Here is a 16,720-nt window from a genome sequence, read left to right on the forward strand (position 1 = left end):
CTCTTTCATATACTTCGCTTCATCGAATTGGTACTGCTCTTTTTCAGTTCCTTAATGCCAATTTCAGATAGTTCTTCTTGTGTGTAATCTTCAAATTAAAATAGTGCGGAATTCTCGATTTGAGCCCCGGGTTCATATTAAAGAAATCGTACATTTCTTTCGTGTACCCCGCAAAAATTATCATGATGCTGTCGCGGTTGTCTTCCATATATTTGAGTATCGTATCGAGAGCTTCCTGGCCATAGTTGGTCGAACCTCCGCCTGAATTCAGCGTATATGCTTCATCGACGAAAAATACACCACCATGGGCTTCTTTTAGTTTATCCAGTGTAATTTCAGAAGTTTTACCGATAAAACCCGATACAAGATCTTGACGTGATACTTCGACAAACTTATTCGATTTAAGGACGCCTTCCTGATAAAGAACCTGACCGACGAGTCTTGCAACAGTCGTTTTTCCGGTACCCGGATTGCCCAGATAAACTGAATGCAGTGATGACTGCCTTGCCGGGAGTCCCCGTTCTTTCTTCTTTATTCACTTTAGTTAAGTTAATAAACTTTCTGACCGAAGCTTTCACTTCTGAAAGTCCAATCATCTCGTTCAGCTTTTCAAGTGCATCACTGTCCTCATCTACTGTATTACGTTTCTTCAGCAGACTGCTGTTTTTCAGCCTTTTCCAGTTCACGGATTTCAATATTGTCACCTTCGATATCCGTATTCCCAATAGCATCAATATTTATAATTCCTCTCTCTACATATCTTCCTGCTACTTTAAATGCAGAATTATCTACTTTTTATCGGAGAGAAACGTGAGTTAAGTTTTTCAAGATCGACTGATGAACCTTCAGTCACCTGCATCGAATAATTGGGAGGTGCAATATTTACTCTGATGTCCGCACCTGTCAACCGGCTTTTATCGTATAGTTCAAGGAAATTTAAAACTGTGACATCCCCGTCTATTTGCACAGTAGATGCTTTCGCAAATATTCCACGTATTTTACAAATACTGATGTTCGCTATACTTCCCTCATTCAGCTCCAGTGCGAAACCATTGTCTCTGACATTCATCATGCTCATTTCACTTAAGTACAGCTCGCTTCTAAAAGCACGGATAGGATTATCAACTTTATCTCCCGTTACACTTGACTGTTTTAAGGTCAGCGCACTGTCGGTACAGTAAATATTGCGAGGATCCACTGCATCTGCAAAGTCAAAATTCGTGTTTCCTCCCACAAATTCCGACTGTTCTTTAACAAATACACCTTTATAAACGTTTGAATCATATACTTCTACTTTGGAGCCAATGACTACAAGGCCGTCGACATTACAATTTTCAACGCTGCCGGTACTGGCATTTTTCAATTCAACAGCATAGCTCTGTTCAGCCTTATTTATAACCGTCGAGCTGTTCAGAATTATTTTACCGCTGTTAACCATAACCGGACTCGCTGTACGTGCGCTTCCAATAATTTTAACGTTTTCTAAAATCAGATTCCCTCTGTCTACAAATTCTTTCACCGGCATTTGCATCTGTCAGTGATAGGTCCAAGGTTAGGTTTCTCAATACCAACTGTCCGTAAACTGTCATACCTGCGCTGACAATGACGTCCTCGCCTGCTCTTCCCACGATTTCAAGTTCACCGTCTTCAGGAACAGTGAGTCCATCGGTCAAAGTGTGAAAAGATTTAGTTTCAGACATAATCACCCGGTCGCCATTTTGTATATTATTAAAAATATCCTGGAAAATAATTTCTTTTCTTCCATCACCTACGTATATATCTTTTCCCATGTAAAAGACCTCCGAATTACAGTTTACTGTTATTATTACTCATTATAAACTATATACCAGGCGAAAGTATTCATAAATAAAAAGACAAAAAAGAGACACCCGGAGGTGCCTCTTAAAAATTAAACTATTTATTAAACAGTTTCAACGTTGACAGCTTGTGGTCCGCGTTGTCCTTCTTCGATTTCAAAAGTAACTTTTTGGCCTTCTTCTAAAGTTTTGTATCCTTCACCTTGGATAGCTGAGAAGTGTACGAACACGTCGTCTCCTGCTTCTTGCTCGATGAAACCAAAACCTTTTTCTCCATTAAACCATTTCACAGTTCCTTCATTCATTGAAAAAACCTCCTTGTGCTTATGCACGTGTTATTTTTGCAGTTTTAAACATTTAAAAGAGTTTTTTCAGAATATGAATAGAAACTATTTAAACTTTGACTTAAAAACTACACTCTTAATATACCATGGTCTGACCAATAAGCCAACCCAATTATCAATTTTTTTTAACTTTCACATGCCCAATTATCTTTATCTCCATCCATTTTAGACTGATATGCCGGGTGATCGCTGGCTACCCCATCAGGGAATTCAGTTTTTAATTCAGTACAATTCGCGAAGTTGTACGAAGCGCCTGAATCGGTTGCTGTGCTTTGGTTCGCATTGGTTTCAGGAACGGTTTTTGTGACAGCTTCTTCCTCTTCGCTGTTGAAACCTTCACCGGCTTCATTTACATAACCCGGCACTGACCAGATACCAAGCTGATTATTTTTAGCATATTGTTCTTTTTCACGGAAAGCTTCGAGATAACGCTGCTGCTCATATATATAGCCTACTCTGGCAAGTCCTTCTTCAAGCAGCACTTCATGAACACTTTCACCGTCAGCATATAAATATACAAGATGTCTGCCGTAATGATCAGTCTGTTCACCTTCATCGTACTCAATATGTAAGTCCTCTGCGTTATTCATCAGCTCAGTCATTCTCGCTGATGCCTCAGGACCAAATGCTTCAACAGGCTTCTTTGGATGCACTGTCTCCGGTGTATCAATTAACAACAGTCTTAACTTCAGCATATTATTGTCGCTGTCGATTACATGAACAGTATCACCATCCACTACACGATAAAGTTCTACTGCTGTAAGACCATCTATTGCAGAAGACTCTGCTTCAGCCTGTTTTTCAACTTCAGCTTTTTCTTCAGCTTCCTTTTCAGCAGCAAGCTTCTCCTGTTTCTCTTTCTCAGCCTGCTCTTTTTCTTTCTGCTCTTGCGCTTCACGCTCAGCTTGTCTTCCTTTTCAGCCTGAGCCTGTTCTTCTTTAGCTTTATTCTCTGCTGCCTGTTCTTCTTTAGCTTTCTCAGCAGCTAAGCGTTCTTCCTCTGCCTGCTTTTCAGCATCAGAACCCGCTTCATTATCTTCAGAAATTTCTTTTGCGGTCTTTACAGTTTCCGATTCAACCGCTGCTGCCCCTTCTTCTACATTCGTTCCGGGCATTGTAAATATAAATAAAAGAAACAGTAGAAAACCAACGATAAAAGAATTGCGTGTAATTTTCCTGAATTTACCTTTTTGTTTATATTTCAAATTATAAAATCGGCTCGATGCCATAGAAATAAACATTCCTATCGACATCATGACCCATAAAATTAAGAATGCTTCATTAATTGTTGCACCTTCGACAGTCAGTGCACGGTTTATCATTAGAATGCCCGACACCGTTAACAATACAATTACCGATTTCCAAAATGACGCGCTGTCATCTTTGTCAGTCCAATGTCCATGCATGGCAAGACCGAATAATACTGCTGTAGTAGTTGCTATAAAAATTAAAAATCCGAATATAATCCCCATTTAATCTTCTCTCCATTAATAATCATGTCTATTTATTATACTTGATAAAAAGTATATGTGAATAAACAATTAATGGAAGATTTGACCAAGTTGGCACTATCCAAATATCACCTTAATAAAAAACCAGCACTGAACTTTTTAAAGTCCAATACTGGTCGATATATGACGATTAAATAATTCCCATTATAAATGCTGCTATCACCGCGAGTATACTGAAGCCCCATACCCAGAATATAGCATATTTAATGTAACGGCCCATCTCAATACCTGCAAGTCCTACAGCAAGCCACAGTGCCGGCGAGAACGGACTGATAAATGTACCAATAACATTCCCGATCATAATAGAGTATGCTGCTGTAATACTGTCTACGCCGTGCGCAGATACTATCTGCTCCACAACTGGCAGCAGTGCAAAGTAGTAGGCATCCGTATTCAGTACAAGTTCCAGCGGTGCACCAAAGAATCCAATGATATAGTGCAGGAATGGTACTAAGAACGCAGGTAGTATTACTACTATATCCTCCGCAAGTGAATTAAGCATACCTGTGTTTTCAAGTATACCTAAGAAAGATCCAGCAGCAAGTATAATTGCCGCCATCATTAATGCACTTGGAGCATGTGCTTTAATTCTGTCCATTTGTACATTCATATTTCTATAGTTAATCGGCAATGCAATACTTACCGCCAGCATAAATATTAATCCAGCAGGCAGTAATCCTGACATCAATAGTCCAACAACAGCAAGTGTCAGTATAAGGTTAAACCATAACAGCTTCGGTCGTTTTAAAGCTTCTGCTTCAGCATCAATTTCCTGATCCAAATTAAAGTTATCAAAATTAATCCCTTCAATCAGCATATCTTTCTTATGCAGTCTCTTCTTCTCAAGACTTCCGATTAGTGCAGCAGTTGCAATAAGCAGTACAATCAGGACCCCTTGCAGTGGAATAAGCGGCTGCCATAACTCTGACGAGTCAACACCTAAGACGGCTGCAGTACGTCCCAGCGGCCCGCCCCACGGTACCATGTTCATAATGCTCGCACTCATACCGATGAGCATGACGAGCATGTACGGGCTCATATTCAGCTTTTTATATAAAGGCAGCAATGCTGGAATCGTAATCAGGAATGTAGAAGCCCCTGAACCGTCCAAGTGAGCAATTGCTCCAATAATTACCGTTGCCATCGCAACAAGAATCACATTACCACGAGACAATTTAACCATTTTATTAATAAGTGGATTAAACATCCCTGTATCCTGCATAATTCCAAAGAACAGAATTGCAAAAATAAACATTATTACGACAGAAATTACAGAACTAATTCCATCATTAAAGAATTCAGTAATTTCTCCTGGACCAAATCCGGCAACAAGTGCACCGATGAACGGTATAATTACTAACGCTACAATCGGGTTGAGCTTTTGAGTGATCAATAAAATAACAATCGTTAATATAACTAATAAACCGATAATACTAAGCAAAATATTACCCCCTCTATCTATATATGTGATGGGAAAATAAAAAATTATAAATAGCGCTTTCAAAAATGCGGCAAGCGCTTTCAAAATACCTTATTAAAAAACCCTTTCCCAGAAATTTCTCAATAAGGACTCAGTATAAAATAAAAATTATTATTTAAAGACTTGAAATATTTTGATTTCTTTGAATCATTCATTTTTCTTATGATATAGGCAAGAAAAAATGTATAACCCTTATACATAAACATAAAAAGGATAATCAGTTCAATTAAGAACTGATTATCCTTGAAATTTATATCTTAAAGCATCTCTGAAGTTGTTCTGCCTTGCATGTGTAACTGGAGGTAATCCGGTCCGCCCGCTTTAGAGTCAGTACCTGACATCTTGAATCCGCCGAATGGGTGGTATCCAACGATTGCACCTGTACAGTCACGGTTGAAGTATAAGTTACCTACCATGAAGTCGCGTCTTGCTTCTTCAATGTGTTTTCTGTCTTTAGTAATAACAGCACCTGTCAGACCGTAGTCTGTGTCGTTAGCAAATTCGATAGCTTCAGTGAAGTTTTCTGCTTTCGCAAAACCAACTACTGGTCCGAAGACTTCTTCCTGCATTAAGCGATCATCGTGCTTAAGTCCTGAGAATACTGTCGGGTTAACGAAGTGACCTGTTTCATTGTCGACTGTTCCGCCGACTTCAAGTTTACCTTCTTCTTTACCGATTTCAATATATTTCTCAATTTTATCAACAGAAGCCTGGTCGATAACCGGTCCCATGTAGATATCTCCTTCAGGATCGCCAACTGTTAATTCTTTAGTTCTCGCTACTACTTTTTCAAGTAATTCATCGTGAATATCCGACAGTGCGATTACACGTGAACATGCCGAACATTTTTGTCCGCTGAATGCGAATGAAGATTTAACAATTGAGTCTGCTGCAAGGTCAAGATCTGCACTGCTGTCAACAACGATAGTATCTTTACCGCCCATTTCAGCGATAACACGTTTAAGGTTAACCTGGCCATCTTGTACGATTGCTGCTTTTTCGTAGATGTTAACTCCGACATCTCTTGAACCTGTAAATGATACGAATGCTGTATCTTTATGTTCAACTAACAGGTCACCGATTTCACGGCTTGAACCTGGGATGAAGTTAACTACACCTTTAGGCATACCTGCTTCTTCTAATACTTCCATAAATTTATACGCAATTACAGATGCTTTAGATGACGGTTTCAATAATACTGTATTTCCTGTAACAAGTGCTGCTGCTGTTGTACCCGCCATGATTGCAAATGCAAAGTTCCATGGAGAGATTACAAGGCCGACACCTAATGGAATGTAATCAAATCTGTTGAATTCGCCTGGGCGTGATTCAATTTTACGTCCGTCTTTTAACTCAAGGTTTTGTCTTGCATAGTATTCAAGGAAGTCAATTGCTTCTGCAGTATCTGCATCCGCTTCTTTCCAAGGTTTACCTGCTTCTTTTACAAGCACTGCTGTAAATTCAAATTTTCTTTTACGTACAATTGCTGCTGCTTTGAAAAGAACATCAGAACGGAAAGCAAATGTTGATTTTCTCCACTCTTTAAATGTTTCTTTTGCAGTATCCATTGCGTCTAGTGCTTCTTTTTCACCCGCTTGTGACATGTTACCGATGATTTCTGATTTTTTAGCCGGGTTATATGATTCCAATTTTTTATCAGTCAGGATACGTTCACCGTTAATAATTAACGGATAGTCCGATCCGAAGTCTTTTTTAATTGTTTCAAATCCCTTGTTTAAAGCTTCTTTGTTCTCGTCTAACGAGAAATCTGTAAATGGTTCGTGTTTGTACGGTATCATAAATAAATTCTCCTTTGTTTTTTTGATAATCATTTTAAAACTTATTCAATTTATTCCGCATTTTTAAGATAACATTATTTACTAAATTGTCCAACTGATTCAAGCTATTATTTAAATATTTAGTCGTTTTTCATCAATGAATTCACAATATCTATATATGTTGACACAGCAACGTGTAAAACGCTCTCATCTAAATCGAATTTTGGATGATGATGACCATATTCCAGTTCGTATGGGAACAGCATATAAGTTGCTTTACCATTTTTTTCTTGTACCCGCTCGATCATCATTGTCACATCTTCAGAAGCTCCAAGCGGCAGTGCTTCTTTAAAGTCTGTGATATAACCATTATCTTTAACTGCTTCTTTCACAACCTCAATCAGTTCATCTGAACAGACCGCATTTGGTGCTTCACCCATCTCAATAATTTCTACTTCATTTTCAACATATCAGCAGCTGCCTGGATAACAGTTTTTGCTTTGTTATACATATAGTGATTAAGCTCTGTCGTTTCTCCGCGAGTCTCTATTTCCATAAAGGCAGTATCTGCGATAACATTTCTGCCGCTGCCCGCTTTCATTGTACCGACGTTAATCCGTGTTGCTCCATCGCCGCTACGGGCGATCGCATGCAGATTTAATGCTGCTGAAGCTGCGAGCAGCGAGTTGTTGCCAGCGTCAGGTTCTACACCGGCATGTGCAGATTTCCCTGTGAATTTCACATCGAATTTCGAACTTGCTAAAAAGTCGTCGATGCACTTACTGTTCCTACAGGTAAATTTCTGATACCAAGGTGACTTGAAAAGAAATAATCAACGTCGTCGAGCCAGCCTTTTTCAACAACTGATTTCGCTCCGCGTACACTTTCTTCTGCTGCCTGGAAAATAATCGTAAATCTGCCTTGCAGCTTATCTTTATTATTATTTATATAGTCTGCTAAAAACAAGCCGGTTGTTATATGTCCATCATGACCGCAGGCATGCATTTCACCTTCGTGAGTTGACTTGAAATTCTCTATGGACGGGATATGATCATCATCCGCTGATTCTTTAATCGGCAAGCCGTCTATATCGAAACGCGCAGCAAAATGCGGGCCGGATTTCCCTGTATCGAGTGTAGCAATTACACCGGTTGTTCCTTCTTTAACATGTTCTAAGAAATCTTCAGGCACTCCATGTTTTACTGCCCTGTCATAACTGTGAAGAAATGCCTCATTATCCGGCACACCGACTCTCGCGCTTCTTAAAAGCACATCATCTCCAAGATAGAGTTTGAAATCCATCGTTTCTAACTTTTTATAAATTTTATAAGTCGTTATAAATTCGGTAAAACCAACTTCCGGAAAGCGGTGAAATTTGCGGCGCATCTCGCTGAGTTCGTGTTTAATGTTTGTCATTCTTACGCCTCCGCCAATTTATTTAATGAATCCACTGCCATATTAACCATTGCAGTGATGCCGTACTCAAAAGCATCCTCATTCAGCCTGAACGCAGGATTATGGAGAGGTTTTTGTCCTTGGCCGACAGATGTCCCGAGCCAGTAATACACACCCGGATATTCTTTTAAAAATCTGCTGAAGTCTTCTCCGGCAAGACTCGGCAGGAGTGCTGGTGTGGATTCTTCACCGTAAAGATTAGTGATGGATTTTTTCAGCTGAGCCGCCCATTCAATATCGTTTACCGTGGCTGGATAACCATCGTAAAATTCGATTTCAACATCAGCACCCATCGCCGAAGTGACCTGCTCTACAATTTCAAAGAAGCGCTTTTTAGTCAGTACTTTAGTCGCATCTGACTGTGTGCGGATTGTTCCTTCCAATTCCGCCGTTTCCGCAATAACATTATGTTTTGTCCCCGCATCAAATCGACCGACTGTTACGACAGCCGGCTGCATCGGATCAGTGTTTCTGCTGACGATAGTCTGCAAGGCACTGACGACCTGATTGGCAACGATAATTGCATCCGTCGTACTGTGCGGCATTGACGCATGTCCACCCGAGCCGGTAATAGTAATTTTAAAGCGGTCTGAGTTACCCATAATCGGTCCGGCCATTATACCGAACTTCCCTACTTCAAGGTCTGGCCAGACGTGCTGTGCAAGCAGCATGTCCGGAGTATACTCATCAAACACACCATCTTCCAGCATGCGTTTGGCACCGCCAATGGGTGAGAGTTCTTCTGCCGGCTGGAAAATTAACAGTATCGTTCCTTTAATTTTATCTTTATTCTCATTTAAAATTTTTCCGGCATGAAGCAGCATTGATGTATGCGCATCGTGACCGCAGGCATGCATAACGCCTTCATTTAACGAAGTGAATTCTTCACCTGAAGTTTCAGTGATAGGCAGGGCGTCGATATCTGCTCTGATACCGATTATCCCGCCCTCTTTTTCCCCTTTTATAATTCCGAGGACGCCCGTGCCGGCATATCCCGCCTCATACGGAATATTAAATTCATCCAGTTTTTCCTGGATGCGTTTTGATGTTTCATACTCCTCAGTGCTTAACTCCGGATTCAGATGAAGCACTCTTCTGAACTCAATCGCATCATTAATAATGCTGTTATTAATCTTCATTATTTTTCACCTCACAAATAATTATACACGAGCGAATAACTATTTTTTGTAATATTTAATAAAGTCATCCTGTAAAGAATTGCCGATATAATCCTGTCCGGCATTCATCATCCAGTCGTAATTATCAAATTTAATATTCAAAGCTTCCCCTTTAACTGTTATTTCTTCATTCAATGGAAGATATAAAATATGGCGGCGCTTGCCCCCGTATTTCAATCTCGTGCGCATTATTTTAAAACCGAGTTTAAATTTATCTTTTAAGCTCGCCAGGTTAGCCGGCATTACTGTTGAGAAAATATAATCGAAGTCTCCGCTCTCACGTACTTGTTCAATTAAATACTCGCCCATTTTCATCTGCAGTTTCTGTCCGCGGTGTTCAGGGTTGACCAATGAAATTTCTGAGTAAATCGAACGTTCTCTATTAACGCCGACATCGTCAGCCAGGTGCTCTTCTTCTGTTAATGAAGGAATGTACATCATACGAAGTGCTATCAGCTCATCTTCGTGAAAGACTCCCGTGACGTATCCTTGCTCTAGGCAAGTTTCAAATTCTTTTCTCGTCAGTTTTTCAAGTACTTCTTTCTGTTCTAAAAACTCGTAAATCGAATCCTGCAGCTCCAGAATTTCCTCGATATCATTTAAGTTAAGTTTTACAAATTTCATTGCACTGCCGCCCTTCTTAAGTGTATTTGATGTTTAGATTATGCCAATTCCGGTTATTAATATATTGAGGAGTTGGTGTAAAATGAATATATTAGTGAAATGTATGAACTCCAGTAATAACAAATCATTCTTTAAACTGATAACTAATCTAGATGCTGAGAAAGCATCACTGGATTCCTTTATATATAACTGCATGAGACAAACAAGCGATTTTGATGAGGATAATTTATTAGTGGAGCTGATTTACCCGGACCATACAGAATTATATTTGGAATATAATTTAGATTACAGCCGTTAATTTAAACGGCTGTTTTTTTTATTTAATATCTTCCAGCCATTCAAACATTAAAGGCACCCATTTTTGCACGTGCGGGTTTACTTTGCCTGTAATTTTTGACGCGACACTTAAACCATGGTCACCTTTATGGAATGTATGAAGTTCCCACGGCACACTATGCTGTTCCAGCGCATTTGCGAAATCAAGTGTGTTTTTGATAAAGACCAGTTGTCTTCTCCCGTATGCCACATAAATGTCGGCGGTGTATTTTCAGATACATAGTTTTTGGCAGTTGCTTTATCGAGTACATCTTCTTCAATTGATTTCCCGAAAACCATCCGGCTTGCCATCGACATATACTGCGGATCACCGATGCCTCTTTCTTCTGCAATAATTCTGTTCAAATCGTAATCGAGTATTGGATAACCGAGAACCTGGAAGTTCGGACGGTACCATCTGGACTCTTTACCGACGAGCTCAGTAAGCCAGTCCTGATGCCAGTGTACGCCGAGACTTGCTGCAAGATGACCGCCGGCAGAAAATCCGAGTACACCGATATTATCCGCATCGACATTGTATTCATGAATATTTTCGCGAATATGCGACATCGTTAAAGCCAGTTCTATTAACGGGTTTGGAAATTCGGAGCCGAGCGTTTTATCCGGCTTGAGCATCGATGCAATTTTGTACATTTCATCTCTTTCCGGTGTTCTCCCCTCCGCTTCAATCATCGTGCCAATCGTAGAATAACGCAGGATAAATACCTGATAGCCCTGTGCCAGAAACTCATAAGCAATGGGTTCCGCTTCTCGCTTTGAGACGTACATATAACTTCCGCCGGGGCAAATAACCACAGCCGGTTTCGCTTCGAATTTCACACCTGAATCCCCGAGCATTGCTGTGACCTCAGCATAATAATTACCAACTTTAAACTTTTTAATTTCCATCGTCTATGCCTCCGTACTCTTATTACTTCAATAGTAACAAAAAATTGAGAACGATATGAAGAATCGTGTATCCGCCCGTTAAAAAAATTAAGGGTATGGACCTTTCCGGGGCCTCTATGTATAATGAACAATGCAAATAAAATGACGAAGAGGTTCTTAGCCACACCCTCTCAAAAAAACTAAGACACATTAACACGTGCCTTCGTTGGCGCGTGTTTTTTTATTTTTAGGAGGATTTATAATGACTGAAGATTACTCAAAAGATTTAAGCTTACTCGGAAATCAGAACGTAGAATATAAATTTGATTATAATCCGGAAATATTGGAAACATTCGAAAACGGTCATATTGGACGCGACTATTTTGTGAAATTTAACTGCCCAGAATTCACGACACTGTGCCCGATGACCGGCCAGCCGGATTTCGCAACAATTTATATCAGTTATATTCCCGATGTAAAAATGGTTGAAAGTAAAGCATTGAAGTTATATTTGTTCAGTTTCCGCAACCACGGCGGATTTCATGAAAACAGCGTCAACATGATTGTCGACGATCTGGTTGAACTGATGGATCCGAAATATATTGAAGTATGGGGCAAGTTCACACCGCGCGGCGGCATTTCAATTGACCCTTACGTGAACTACGGCAGACCCGGGACTAAGTATGAGCAGATGGCAGACCACCGCTTGATGAATCACGATATGTATCCGGAAAAGATAGACAACAGATAAGAGAGACGGCTAAGAATTTCTTCCATTTATAACTGGAGGAAACACAATGATATTTTATTTGACCGCCTCTTTGCGGGACTGCTCGTGGTTTCAAATATACTTGCAGTTAAAGTATTTACGATTTTCGGCTTTGACTTACCCGCCGCTGTCATCGTTTATATGGCAACATTTCTAATTACAGATGTGATTGGCGAAGTCTACGGCAAGAAAATGGCTGCACGCGCAATCCGTGCAGGATTTATTACGCAGATTATTGTTTTATTTTTTATTTACATAGCAATAGAAGTTCCCGCTGCACCGTTCTTTAATATGCAGGGAGAATACGAAATGATTTTAGGCGGCAGCTTCCAGGTCATTATCGCGAGTCTTGTTTCATACCTGGTCAGCCAAAACCTCGATGTTTTTATATTCCATAAACTAAAAGAACGTCACGGCAGACGCCACTTATGGCTGCGCAATAACTTTTCGGCAGTCATTACACAATTTGCCGATACGAGTATATTTATCGTCATTGCATTTATCGGCACGGTACCGAATGAAGTGTTAATCAGTATGATATTTATGCAGTACATCGCGAAAATTATTATCGTGCTGCTGGATACACCGCTTGTTTACTTACTTGTCGCGTTAGCACGAAAGCAGCTCGTTAAAGAACGTACACTTTTAATGAACGTGACGCAGCATTTGCATTGATTTAGATGATTCTGAATCTGTAGGTTACTATGAATTCCGTTCATTGTGACTAAAAAAATCCTCCATCTGCAAAATGCAGACGGAGGATTTCATATTTTATAAACTATTTCTGACAACTTTCCGGTAATATACTAGCGACATCAGTGCAAATATTGAATACAGCACTGTGTATACGCTCATCACAATCAGCATGGGTGTCCACATCTCAATTCCGAAGATGAACCATCCTGACTTGACTGCAAATAACGAATGCAGCAGGCCAATGACTAATGGAATACCGAATGATATTATCATTTTCAGCGCTAGTCCTTTTAATATTTCTCCTTGTGAGAAACCAAGTTTACGCAGCACTTTATAGCTGCCTTTCTCGTCTTCACATTCATCGATTTGCTTAAAGTACAAAATACATCCCGATGTCAGCAGGAAGGCGAAACCTAAAAATCCAACGATAAATGCCATCATTCCTGACATCTGAATCATTTCATTATATTTTTTAATCTCGAGTTAAATCCCGGGTGTTCTTCTTGATCCATTAATTCATAAACTACTTCACTATCTCCGTCGATAATATCAAAGGCAAACAGTTCTGAAGGCATTTCGAAACCACCGGTTTCTTCCGGCTTATTCTCCGCCAGTTCCTGATATACAGCATCGTCGATTATTAAAGTCGGCAGTCCGAATGCCAGATACGGCGGCACTACACCTTCACTCATCGTTTCAGTGATTTCTACAGTTCTTTCAAATTCTTGACCATCCGTAAAGGTCACGGGTCTCCTTCATCAAATGACATAAACATATCTAAAATCGCAATGGTTCCTGTAACCTTCGCTTCATTTTCAGCAACATTAAAATTGTCAAACTCAGCATCACTTGCTACGACTATACCCATTTCACCGCTGTTCATTGAAGAATTTTCATTTTCAGGAATGTCGGTATTTTCGTCTGTTCTGACAATGTTATAATGCATAAATGTTTTTTCAACTCTGTTAATTTCATGACCATTCTCAGTCAAGAGGTCTTCGTAGAAATCTAAATCTTCAGCATGACTCACCGTGTAATCATACGGCGTTCTGCTGTCGAGCATTTTATCGGTTGAATAATACGTAATGTATGACAGTGTCATTGCTGTAATACTGATTGCCGTAATAACAGCAATCACCGTTAAGAGAAATGCATTAGAGCGCATTTTAAACATAACACTCGTAACTGACAGCACGTCATTGACATTGACGTGCCCGTTTTTACTTTTACGGCTCATATTTAAAATAAATGCAACGGAATATTTAAATGTGAAATATGTTCCGAGTATTGTCAGTAATAAAATTGCTACCATATAAATCGGCAGCAGTATCGGATTTTCCATCGCACGGTCAAACATCGTCTGCGACATGTAATAGCCGAGAGCGATCATTAAAATACCAGCAATCCCGAGGACAATAGTCATTTTCCCAATTGGTTTCCCTGTGTTTTCTGAAGTTTTATTCAGCTTCAGCATGTTAATCAGAGATGAACGTTTTAAAAATACATAGTTCTGAATCATCAGCACGATAAAAATAAACACGAACACCCCCGCTGTAATCAGCACAGCAGTTGGAGAAAAGTTCATTTCTACCATCATATCAACTTGCATAATTTTTAAGAGCAGCATCAGAAGCAGTCTTGAAATAAAGAAACCGAGAACAACGCCTCCGATTAAACTGCCAAAATATATAACGAAGTTTTCAAGCAGCAGAATTCTAAAGATTTTACTGCGGTTCATTCCAATCAGCTGAAACAGTGCCAGCTCTTTGTGACGTCTTTTTATAAAAATCATATTCGCAAACATCACGAACAGAATAATTATAATGACGACGGTCACGGATCCGACTGAAAATAAAGCACTCATCGGTGTACTCGCAGCAATTTCCTCTATTGTATTTTCATCGAGCGTCAGCGTTAAGAGTGAGAAAAACAGTGCCACACTGAAGACCAGTGCAAATATATATAATGCGTAGTTATTTAAGTTTCTAATAAAGTTTTTAATAACTAAATTATTCAGCTTCATCGACGACACCGCCTAATACACGCTGCGTATCCAGTATTTCTCTGTAATACGCATCCTGTGACATTTCACCGCGCGACAGGCTCGTATACACCTGACCGTCTTTTAAGAAAATTACACGGTGTGAGAAACTTGCGGCTGTCGCATCGTGTGTGACCATTAAGATACTTGTACTTAATGTTTCGTTCAATTGCTGAAGTTTTTTCAGCAGTTCACTTGCTGATTTTGAATCCAGTGCACCTGTCGGCTCGTCTGCAAAAATGATTTTTGGCTGATGGATAAATGCCCTTGCAGCACTTGTACGCTGTGCCTGGCCGCCTGAAATCTGGCCCGGATATTTCTGTGCCAGTTCCTCGATACCCAGCTGCACCGCTACACTTTTAAAACTGTGTTTCCGCTTCACTTTTCGACATTGAGCGGATAGACAGCGGCAGCATAATATTTTCTTTTACTGTCAGTGTGTCGAGAAGATTATAATCCTGGAAAATAAAGCCGAGGTCATTTTTTCTGAAGTCCGCGAGTTTTTTATCTTTTAATGTCGTAAAGTCCACGTTGTCGATATAAATATGACCGCTTGTCACATTGTCTATTGAACTCAGCACATTTAAGAGCGTCGTCTTGCCGGAACCTGAAGCACCCATAATGGACACGAACTCACCTTTGTTTAAATTAATATCTATGCCTTTCAGCACTTCTGTGCGGTTGAATTTATTCCCGTAACTTTTTTAATATCTGTCGCTTTTAACAGCATAAGAAAGCCTCCTGTTTTTCTTGATTAACTACAGTTTATACCGTTTTTCATGCGGTATCGTTTGATTCAGCGAACAAAAATCACTACAAAGTGACATTTTCGTCACTTCATAGTGATTTCGGTAAATTTATTCGCCTGCTTAAACGTTAAAGTTATCGTTGTATGTTCACCGTACACAGACTGCACATCGATATTAATTCCAAGTACGTCACATACTTCTTTCGTTAAATACAGTCCCATTCCTGTAGACTGATCATCATCGTGGTCACTTGTAGAAGTAAAGCCGGATTCAAATATGCGAGCAATATCTTTCTCTTTAATACCTCTGCCGTAATCCGTCACCGTCAGTATCATCTGTTTTTTAATGACCTGCCCGCTGATTACAATATCTTTGTCTTTAGAATACTTCACACTGTTAGTAATAATCTGGTCCAGCACAACTGCATCCACTTGCTATCGGTATGAACTTCAGATTCATGCAGTCTGATATCAAAACCGATATTTTTCTGCAGGCAGATATCACGGAGTTTTTTAATCGATGTGTTTAACAGCTCAGCCAGATTGATCTGTTCGATATATAAATCATTTTTTATATTCGGCAGCCGTTTTAAATACAGCACTTCGTTCAGCATACTGTTCAAACGTGTCCATTCTGTACTGAGTTTATGCCGCTCGGTGCCGTTTAAATCATCAATCATCAGTTTCATCGTTGTGACCGGCATCTTCATATCGTGAATAAACCGGGTCAGTTCATCTAAATTTTCGCGCGTCTTCTGCGATTCTTTATCCAGCTCACGCTGATGAGCGAGACGCAGTTCATCAAGTTTCTGATAAACTTCGCGCTGCATTGGCGTATTACCTTCCGACATTACCACCGCATCATCCAGCGTTTCGAGATTTAAAAAGTCGCCGCTGAATGATTTTTTTCTCGTATAATCCCAAATAATATACACAAGCAAAATAAGCAGATTAAAGAAAAAAATATATATGACAGCAACATTCGGAATACTGTTATCGATATAGCCGATTAAAAGAATAGCCGAGTTAAATCCGAGAAACAAAAGGAATACAGGAATATTTTCTTTAACATACATA

At 39.7% G+C, this 16,720-nt stretch carries 23 protein-coding genes, 1 pseudogene and 1 riboswitch; of the genes and pseudogenes, 3 read left to right on the forward strand and 21 right to left on the reverse strand.

Features of this window, described 5'->3' with window-relative positions:
- Nucleotides 1-43: 43 nt before the first annotated feature.
- The 14 genes from G4D76_RS16540 to G4D76_RS02975 all read right to left on the reverse strand — a co-directional run bounded on the left by G4D76_RS16540 (nt 44) and on the right by G4D76_RS02975 (nt 10,186).
- Complete coding sequence (locus G4D76_RS16540) at nt 44-493, reverse strand: AAA family ATPase (RefSeq protein ID WP_371814647.1); 450 nt, start codon at nt 491-493, stop codon at nt 44-46.
- The gene (locus G4D76_RS14395; protein WP_250130139.1) at nt 402-695 is read right to left on the reverse strand and encodes a hypothetical protein; all 294 of its coding nucleotides are present in this window, start codon (nt 693-695) and stop codon (nt 402-404) included. Before G4D76_RS14395 ends, G4D76_RS16540 begins: the two co-directional genes overlap by 92 nt.
- Before the next feature lie 89 nt (nt 696-784).
- Entirely contained in the window at nt 785-1,519 is a 735-nt protein-coding gene (locus tag G4D76_RS02930; RefSeq protein ID WP_213810501.1) for a hypothetical protein, read from the reverse strand.
- Nucleotides 1,473-1,790 (reverse strand): hypothetical protein, encoded by a 318-nt coding sequence (locus G4D76_RS02935; protein WP_213810502.1) that lies wholly within the window; start codon nt 1,788-1,790, stop codon nt 1,473-1,475. Before G4D76_RS02935 ends, G4D76_RS02930 begins: the two co-directional genes overlap by 47 nt.
- A 131-nt stretch (nt 1,791-1,921) precedes the next feature.
- Nucleotides 1,922-2,122: a cold-shock protein gene (locus tag G4D76_RS02940; RefSeq protein ID WP_035785698.1), complete on the reverse strand. Its 201-nt coding sequence runs from the start codon at nt 2,120-2,122 to the stop codon at nt 1,922-1,924.
- A gap of 164 nt (nt 2,123-2,286) precedes the next feature.
- Nucleotides 2,287-2,898 (reverse strand): thermonuclease family protein, encoded by a 612-nt coding sequence (locus tag G4D76_RS02945; RefSeq protein ID WP_213810503.1) that lies wholly within the window; start codon nt 2,896-2,898, stop codon nt 2,287-2,289.
- Nucleotides 2,899-2,930: 32 nt separating this feature from the next.
- Nucleotides 2,931-3,632 (reverse strand): hypothetical protein, encoded by a 702-nt coding sequence (locus G4D76_RS02950; RefSeq protein WP_213810504.1) that lies wholly within the window; start codon nt 3,630-3,632, stop codon nt 2,931-2,933.
- 169 nt (nt 3,633-3,801) lie between these two features.
- The gene (locus tag G4D76_RS02955) at nt 3,802-5,112 is read right to left on the reverse strand and encodes a CitMHS family transporter (RefSeq protein ID WP_213810505.1); all 1,311 of its coding nucleotides are present in this window, start codon (nt 5,110-5,112) and stop codon (nt 3,802-3,804) included.
- Between the two features lie 296 nt (nt 5,113-5,408).
- Entirely contained in the window at nt 5,409-6,950 is a 1,542-nt protein-coding gene (pruA, locus tag G4D76_RS02960; protein WP_213810506.1) for an L-glutamate gamma-semialdehyde dehydrogenase, read from the reverse strand.
- Nucleotides 6,951-7,069: 119 nt separating this feature from the next.
- On the reverse strand, nt 7,070-7,369 hold the full coding sequence (locus G4D76_RS14400; protein WP_250130140.1) for a zinc-binding metallopeptidase family protein: 300 nt from the start codon (nt 7,367-7,369) through the stop codon (nt 7,070-7,072).
- A gap of 11 nt (nt 7,370-7,380) precedes the next feature.
- The gene (locus tag G4D76_RS14405) at nt 7,381-7,671 is read right to left on the reverse strand and encodes a peptidase dimerization domain-containing protein (RefSeq protein WP_250130141.1); all 291 of its coding nucleotides are present in this window, start codon (nt 7,669-7,671) and stop codon (nt 7,381-7,383) included.
- A 17-nt stretch (nt 7,672-7,688) separates the two neighbouring features.
- Nucleotides 7,689-8,345: a M20/M25/M40 family metallo-hydrolase gene (locus G4D76_RS14410; protein ID WP_250130142.1), complete on the reverse strand. Its 657-nt coding sequence runs from the start codon at nt 8,343-8,345 to the stop codon at nt 7,689-7,691.
- Nucleotides 8,346-8,347: 2 nt separating this feature from the next.
- Nucleotides 8,348-9,523: a M20 metallopeptidase family protein gene (locus G4D76_RS02970; protein WP_213810507.1), complete on the reverse strand. Its 1,176-nt coding sequence runs from the start codon at nt 9,521-9,523 to the stop codon at nt 8,348-8,350.
- A 39-nt stretch (nt 9,524-9,562) separates the two neighbouring features.
- Complete coding sequence (locus G4D76_RS02975) at nt 9,563-10,186, reverse strand: GNAT family N-acetyltransferase (protein WP_035785696.1); 624 nt, start codon at nt 10,184-10,186, stop codon at nt 9,563-9,565.
- Between the two features lie 82 nt (nt 10,187-10,268).
- On the opposite strand from G4D76_RS02975, the gene G4D76_RS02980 reads away from it, so the two are divergent.
- Nucleotides 10,269-10,484: a hypothetical protein gene (locus G4D76_RS02980; RefSeq protein WP_026859670.1), complete on the forward strand. Its 216-nt coding sequence runs from the start codon at nt 10,269-10,271 to the stop codon at nt 10,482-10,484.
- Between the two features lie 107 nt (nt 10,485-10,591).
- Here G4D76_RS02980 and G4D76_RS02985 read toward each other — a convergent pair whose 3' ends face one another.
- On the reverse strand, nt 10,592-11,410 hold the full coding sequence (locus tag G4D76_RS02985; RefSeq protein WP_213810508.1) for an alpha/beta hydrolase: 819 nt from the start codon (nt 11,408-11,410) through the stop codon (nt 10,592-10,594).
- A 143-nt stretch (nt 11,411-11,553) separates the two neighbouring features.
- Nucleotides 11,554-11,599: riboswitch (PreQ1 riboswitch) on the forward strand.
- Between the two features lie 52 nt (nt 11,600-11,651).
- Here G4D76_RS02985 and queF point away from each other — a divergent pair.
- Together queF and G4D76_RS02995 are read left to right on the forward strand one after the other, a co-directional pair.
- Nucleotides 11,652-12,140 (forward strand): preQ(1) synthase, encoded by a 489-nt coding sequence (gene queF, locus G4D76_RS02990; protein ID WP_026859668.1) that lies wholly within the window; start codon nt 11,652-11,654, stop codon nt 12,138-12,140.
- An 84-nt stretch (nt 12,141-12,224) separates the two neighbouring features.
- Entirely contained in the window at nt 12,225-12,833 is a 609-nt protein-coding gene (locus tag G4D76_RS02995) for a queuosine precursor transporter (RefSeq protein WP_250130143.1), read from the forward strand.
- A gap of 96 nt (nt 12,834-12,929) precedes the next feature.
- Here G4D76_RS02995 and G4D76_RS16545 read toward each other — a convergent pair whose 3' ends face one another.
- The 6 genes and pseudogenes from G4D76_RS16545 to G4D76_RS03015 form a co-directional block, all read right to left on the reverse strand.
- Complete coding sequence (locus G4D76_RS16545) at nt 12,930-13,304, reverse strand: hypothetical protein (RefSeq protein ID WP_371814560.1); 375 nt, start codon at nt 13,302-13,304, stop codon at nt 12,930-12,932.
- A 5-nt stretch (nt 13,305-13,309) separates the two neighbouring features.
- A complete protein-coding gene (locus G4D76_RS16550) occupies nt 13,310-13,600 on the reverse strand; it encodes a hypothetical protein (RefSeq protein ID WP_371814561.1) in 291 nt (96 codons plus the stop codon).
- Nucleotides 13,597-14,877: an FtsX-like permease family protein gene (locus tag G4D76_RS03000; RefSeq protein ID WP_371814563.1), complete on the reverse strand. Its 1,281-nt coding sequence runs from the start codon at nt 14,875-14,877 to the stop codon at nt 13,597-13,599. The genes G4D76_RS16550 and G4D76_RS03000 overlap by 4 nt, the downstream gene beginning before the upstream one ends.
- Nucleotides 14,864-15,625, reverse strand: a pseudogene (locus G4D76_RS03005) (ABC transporter ATP-binding protein). The gene G4D76_RS03000 and the pseudogene G4D76_RS03005 overlap by 14 nt, the downstream one beginning before the upstream one ends.
- A 102-nt stretch (nt 15,626-15,727) precedes the next feature.
- Complete coding sequence (locus G4D76_RS03010) at nt 15,728-16,063, reverse strand: ATP-binding protein (RefSeq protein WP_213810509.1); 336 nt, start codon at nt 16,061-16,063, stop codon at nt 15,728-15,730.
- Nucleotides 16,033-16,719: a sensor histidine kinase gene (locus G4D76_RS03015; RefSeq protein WP_213810510.1), complete on the reverse strand. Its 687-nt coding sequence runs from the start codon at nt 16,717-16,719 to the stop codon at nt 16,033-16,035. The genes G4D76_RS03010 and G4D76_RS03015 overlap by 31 nt, the downstream gene beginning before the upstream one ends.
- Between the last annotated feature and the right edge of the window lies 1 nt (nt 16,720).

Origin of the sequence: Jeotgalicoccus sp. WY2, assembly GCF_018437745.1 — a bacterium.
GTDB classification, from domain to species: Bacteria; Bacillota; Bacilli; order Staphylococcales; family Salinicoccaceae; genus Jeotgalicoccus; species Jeotgalicoccus psychrophilus.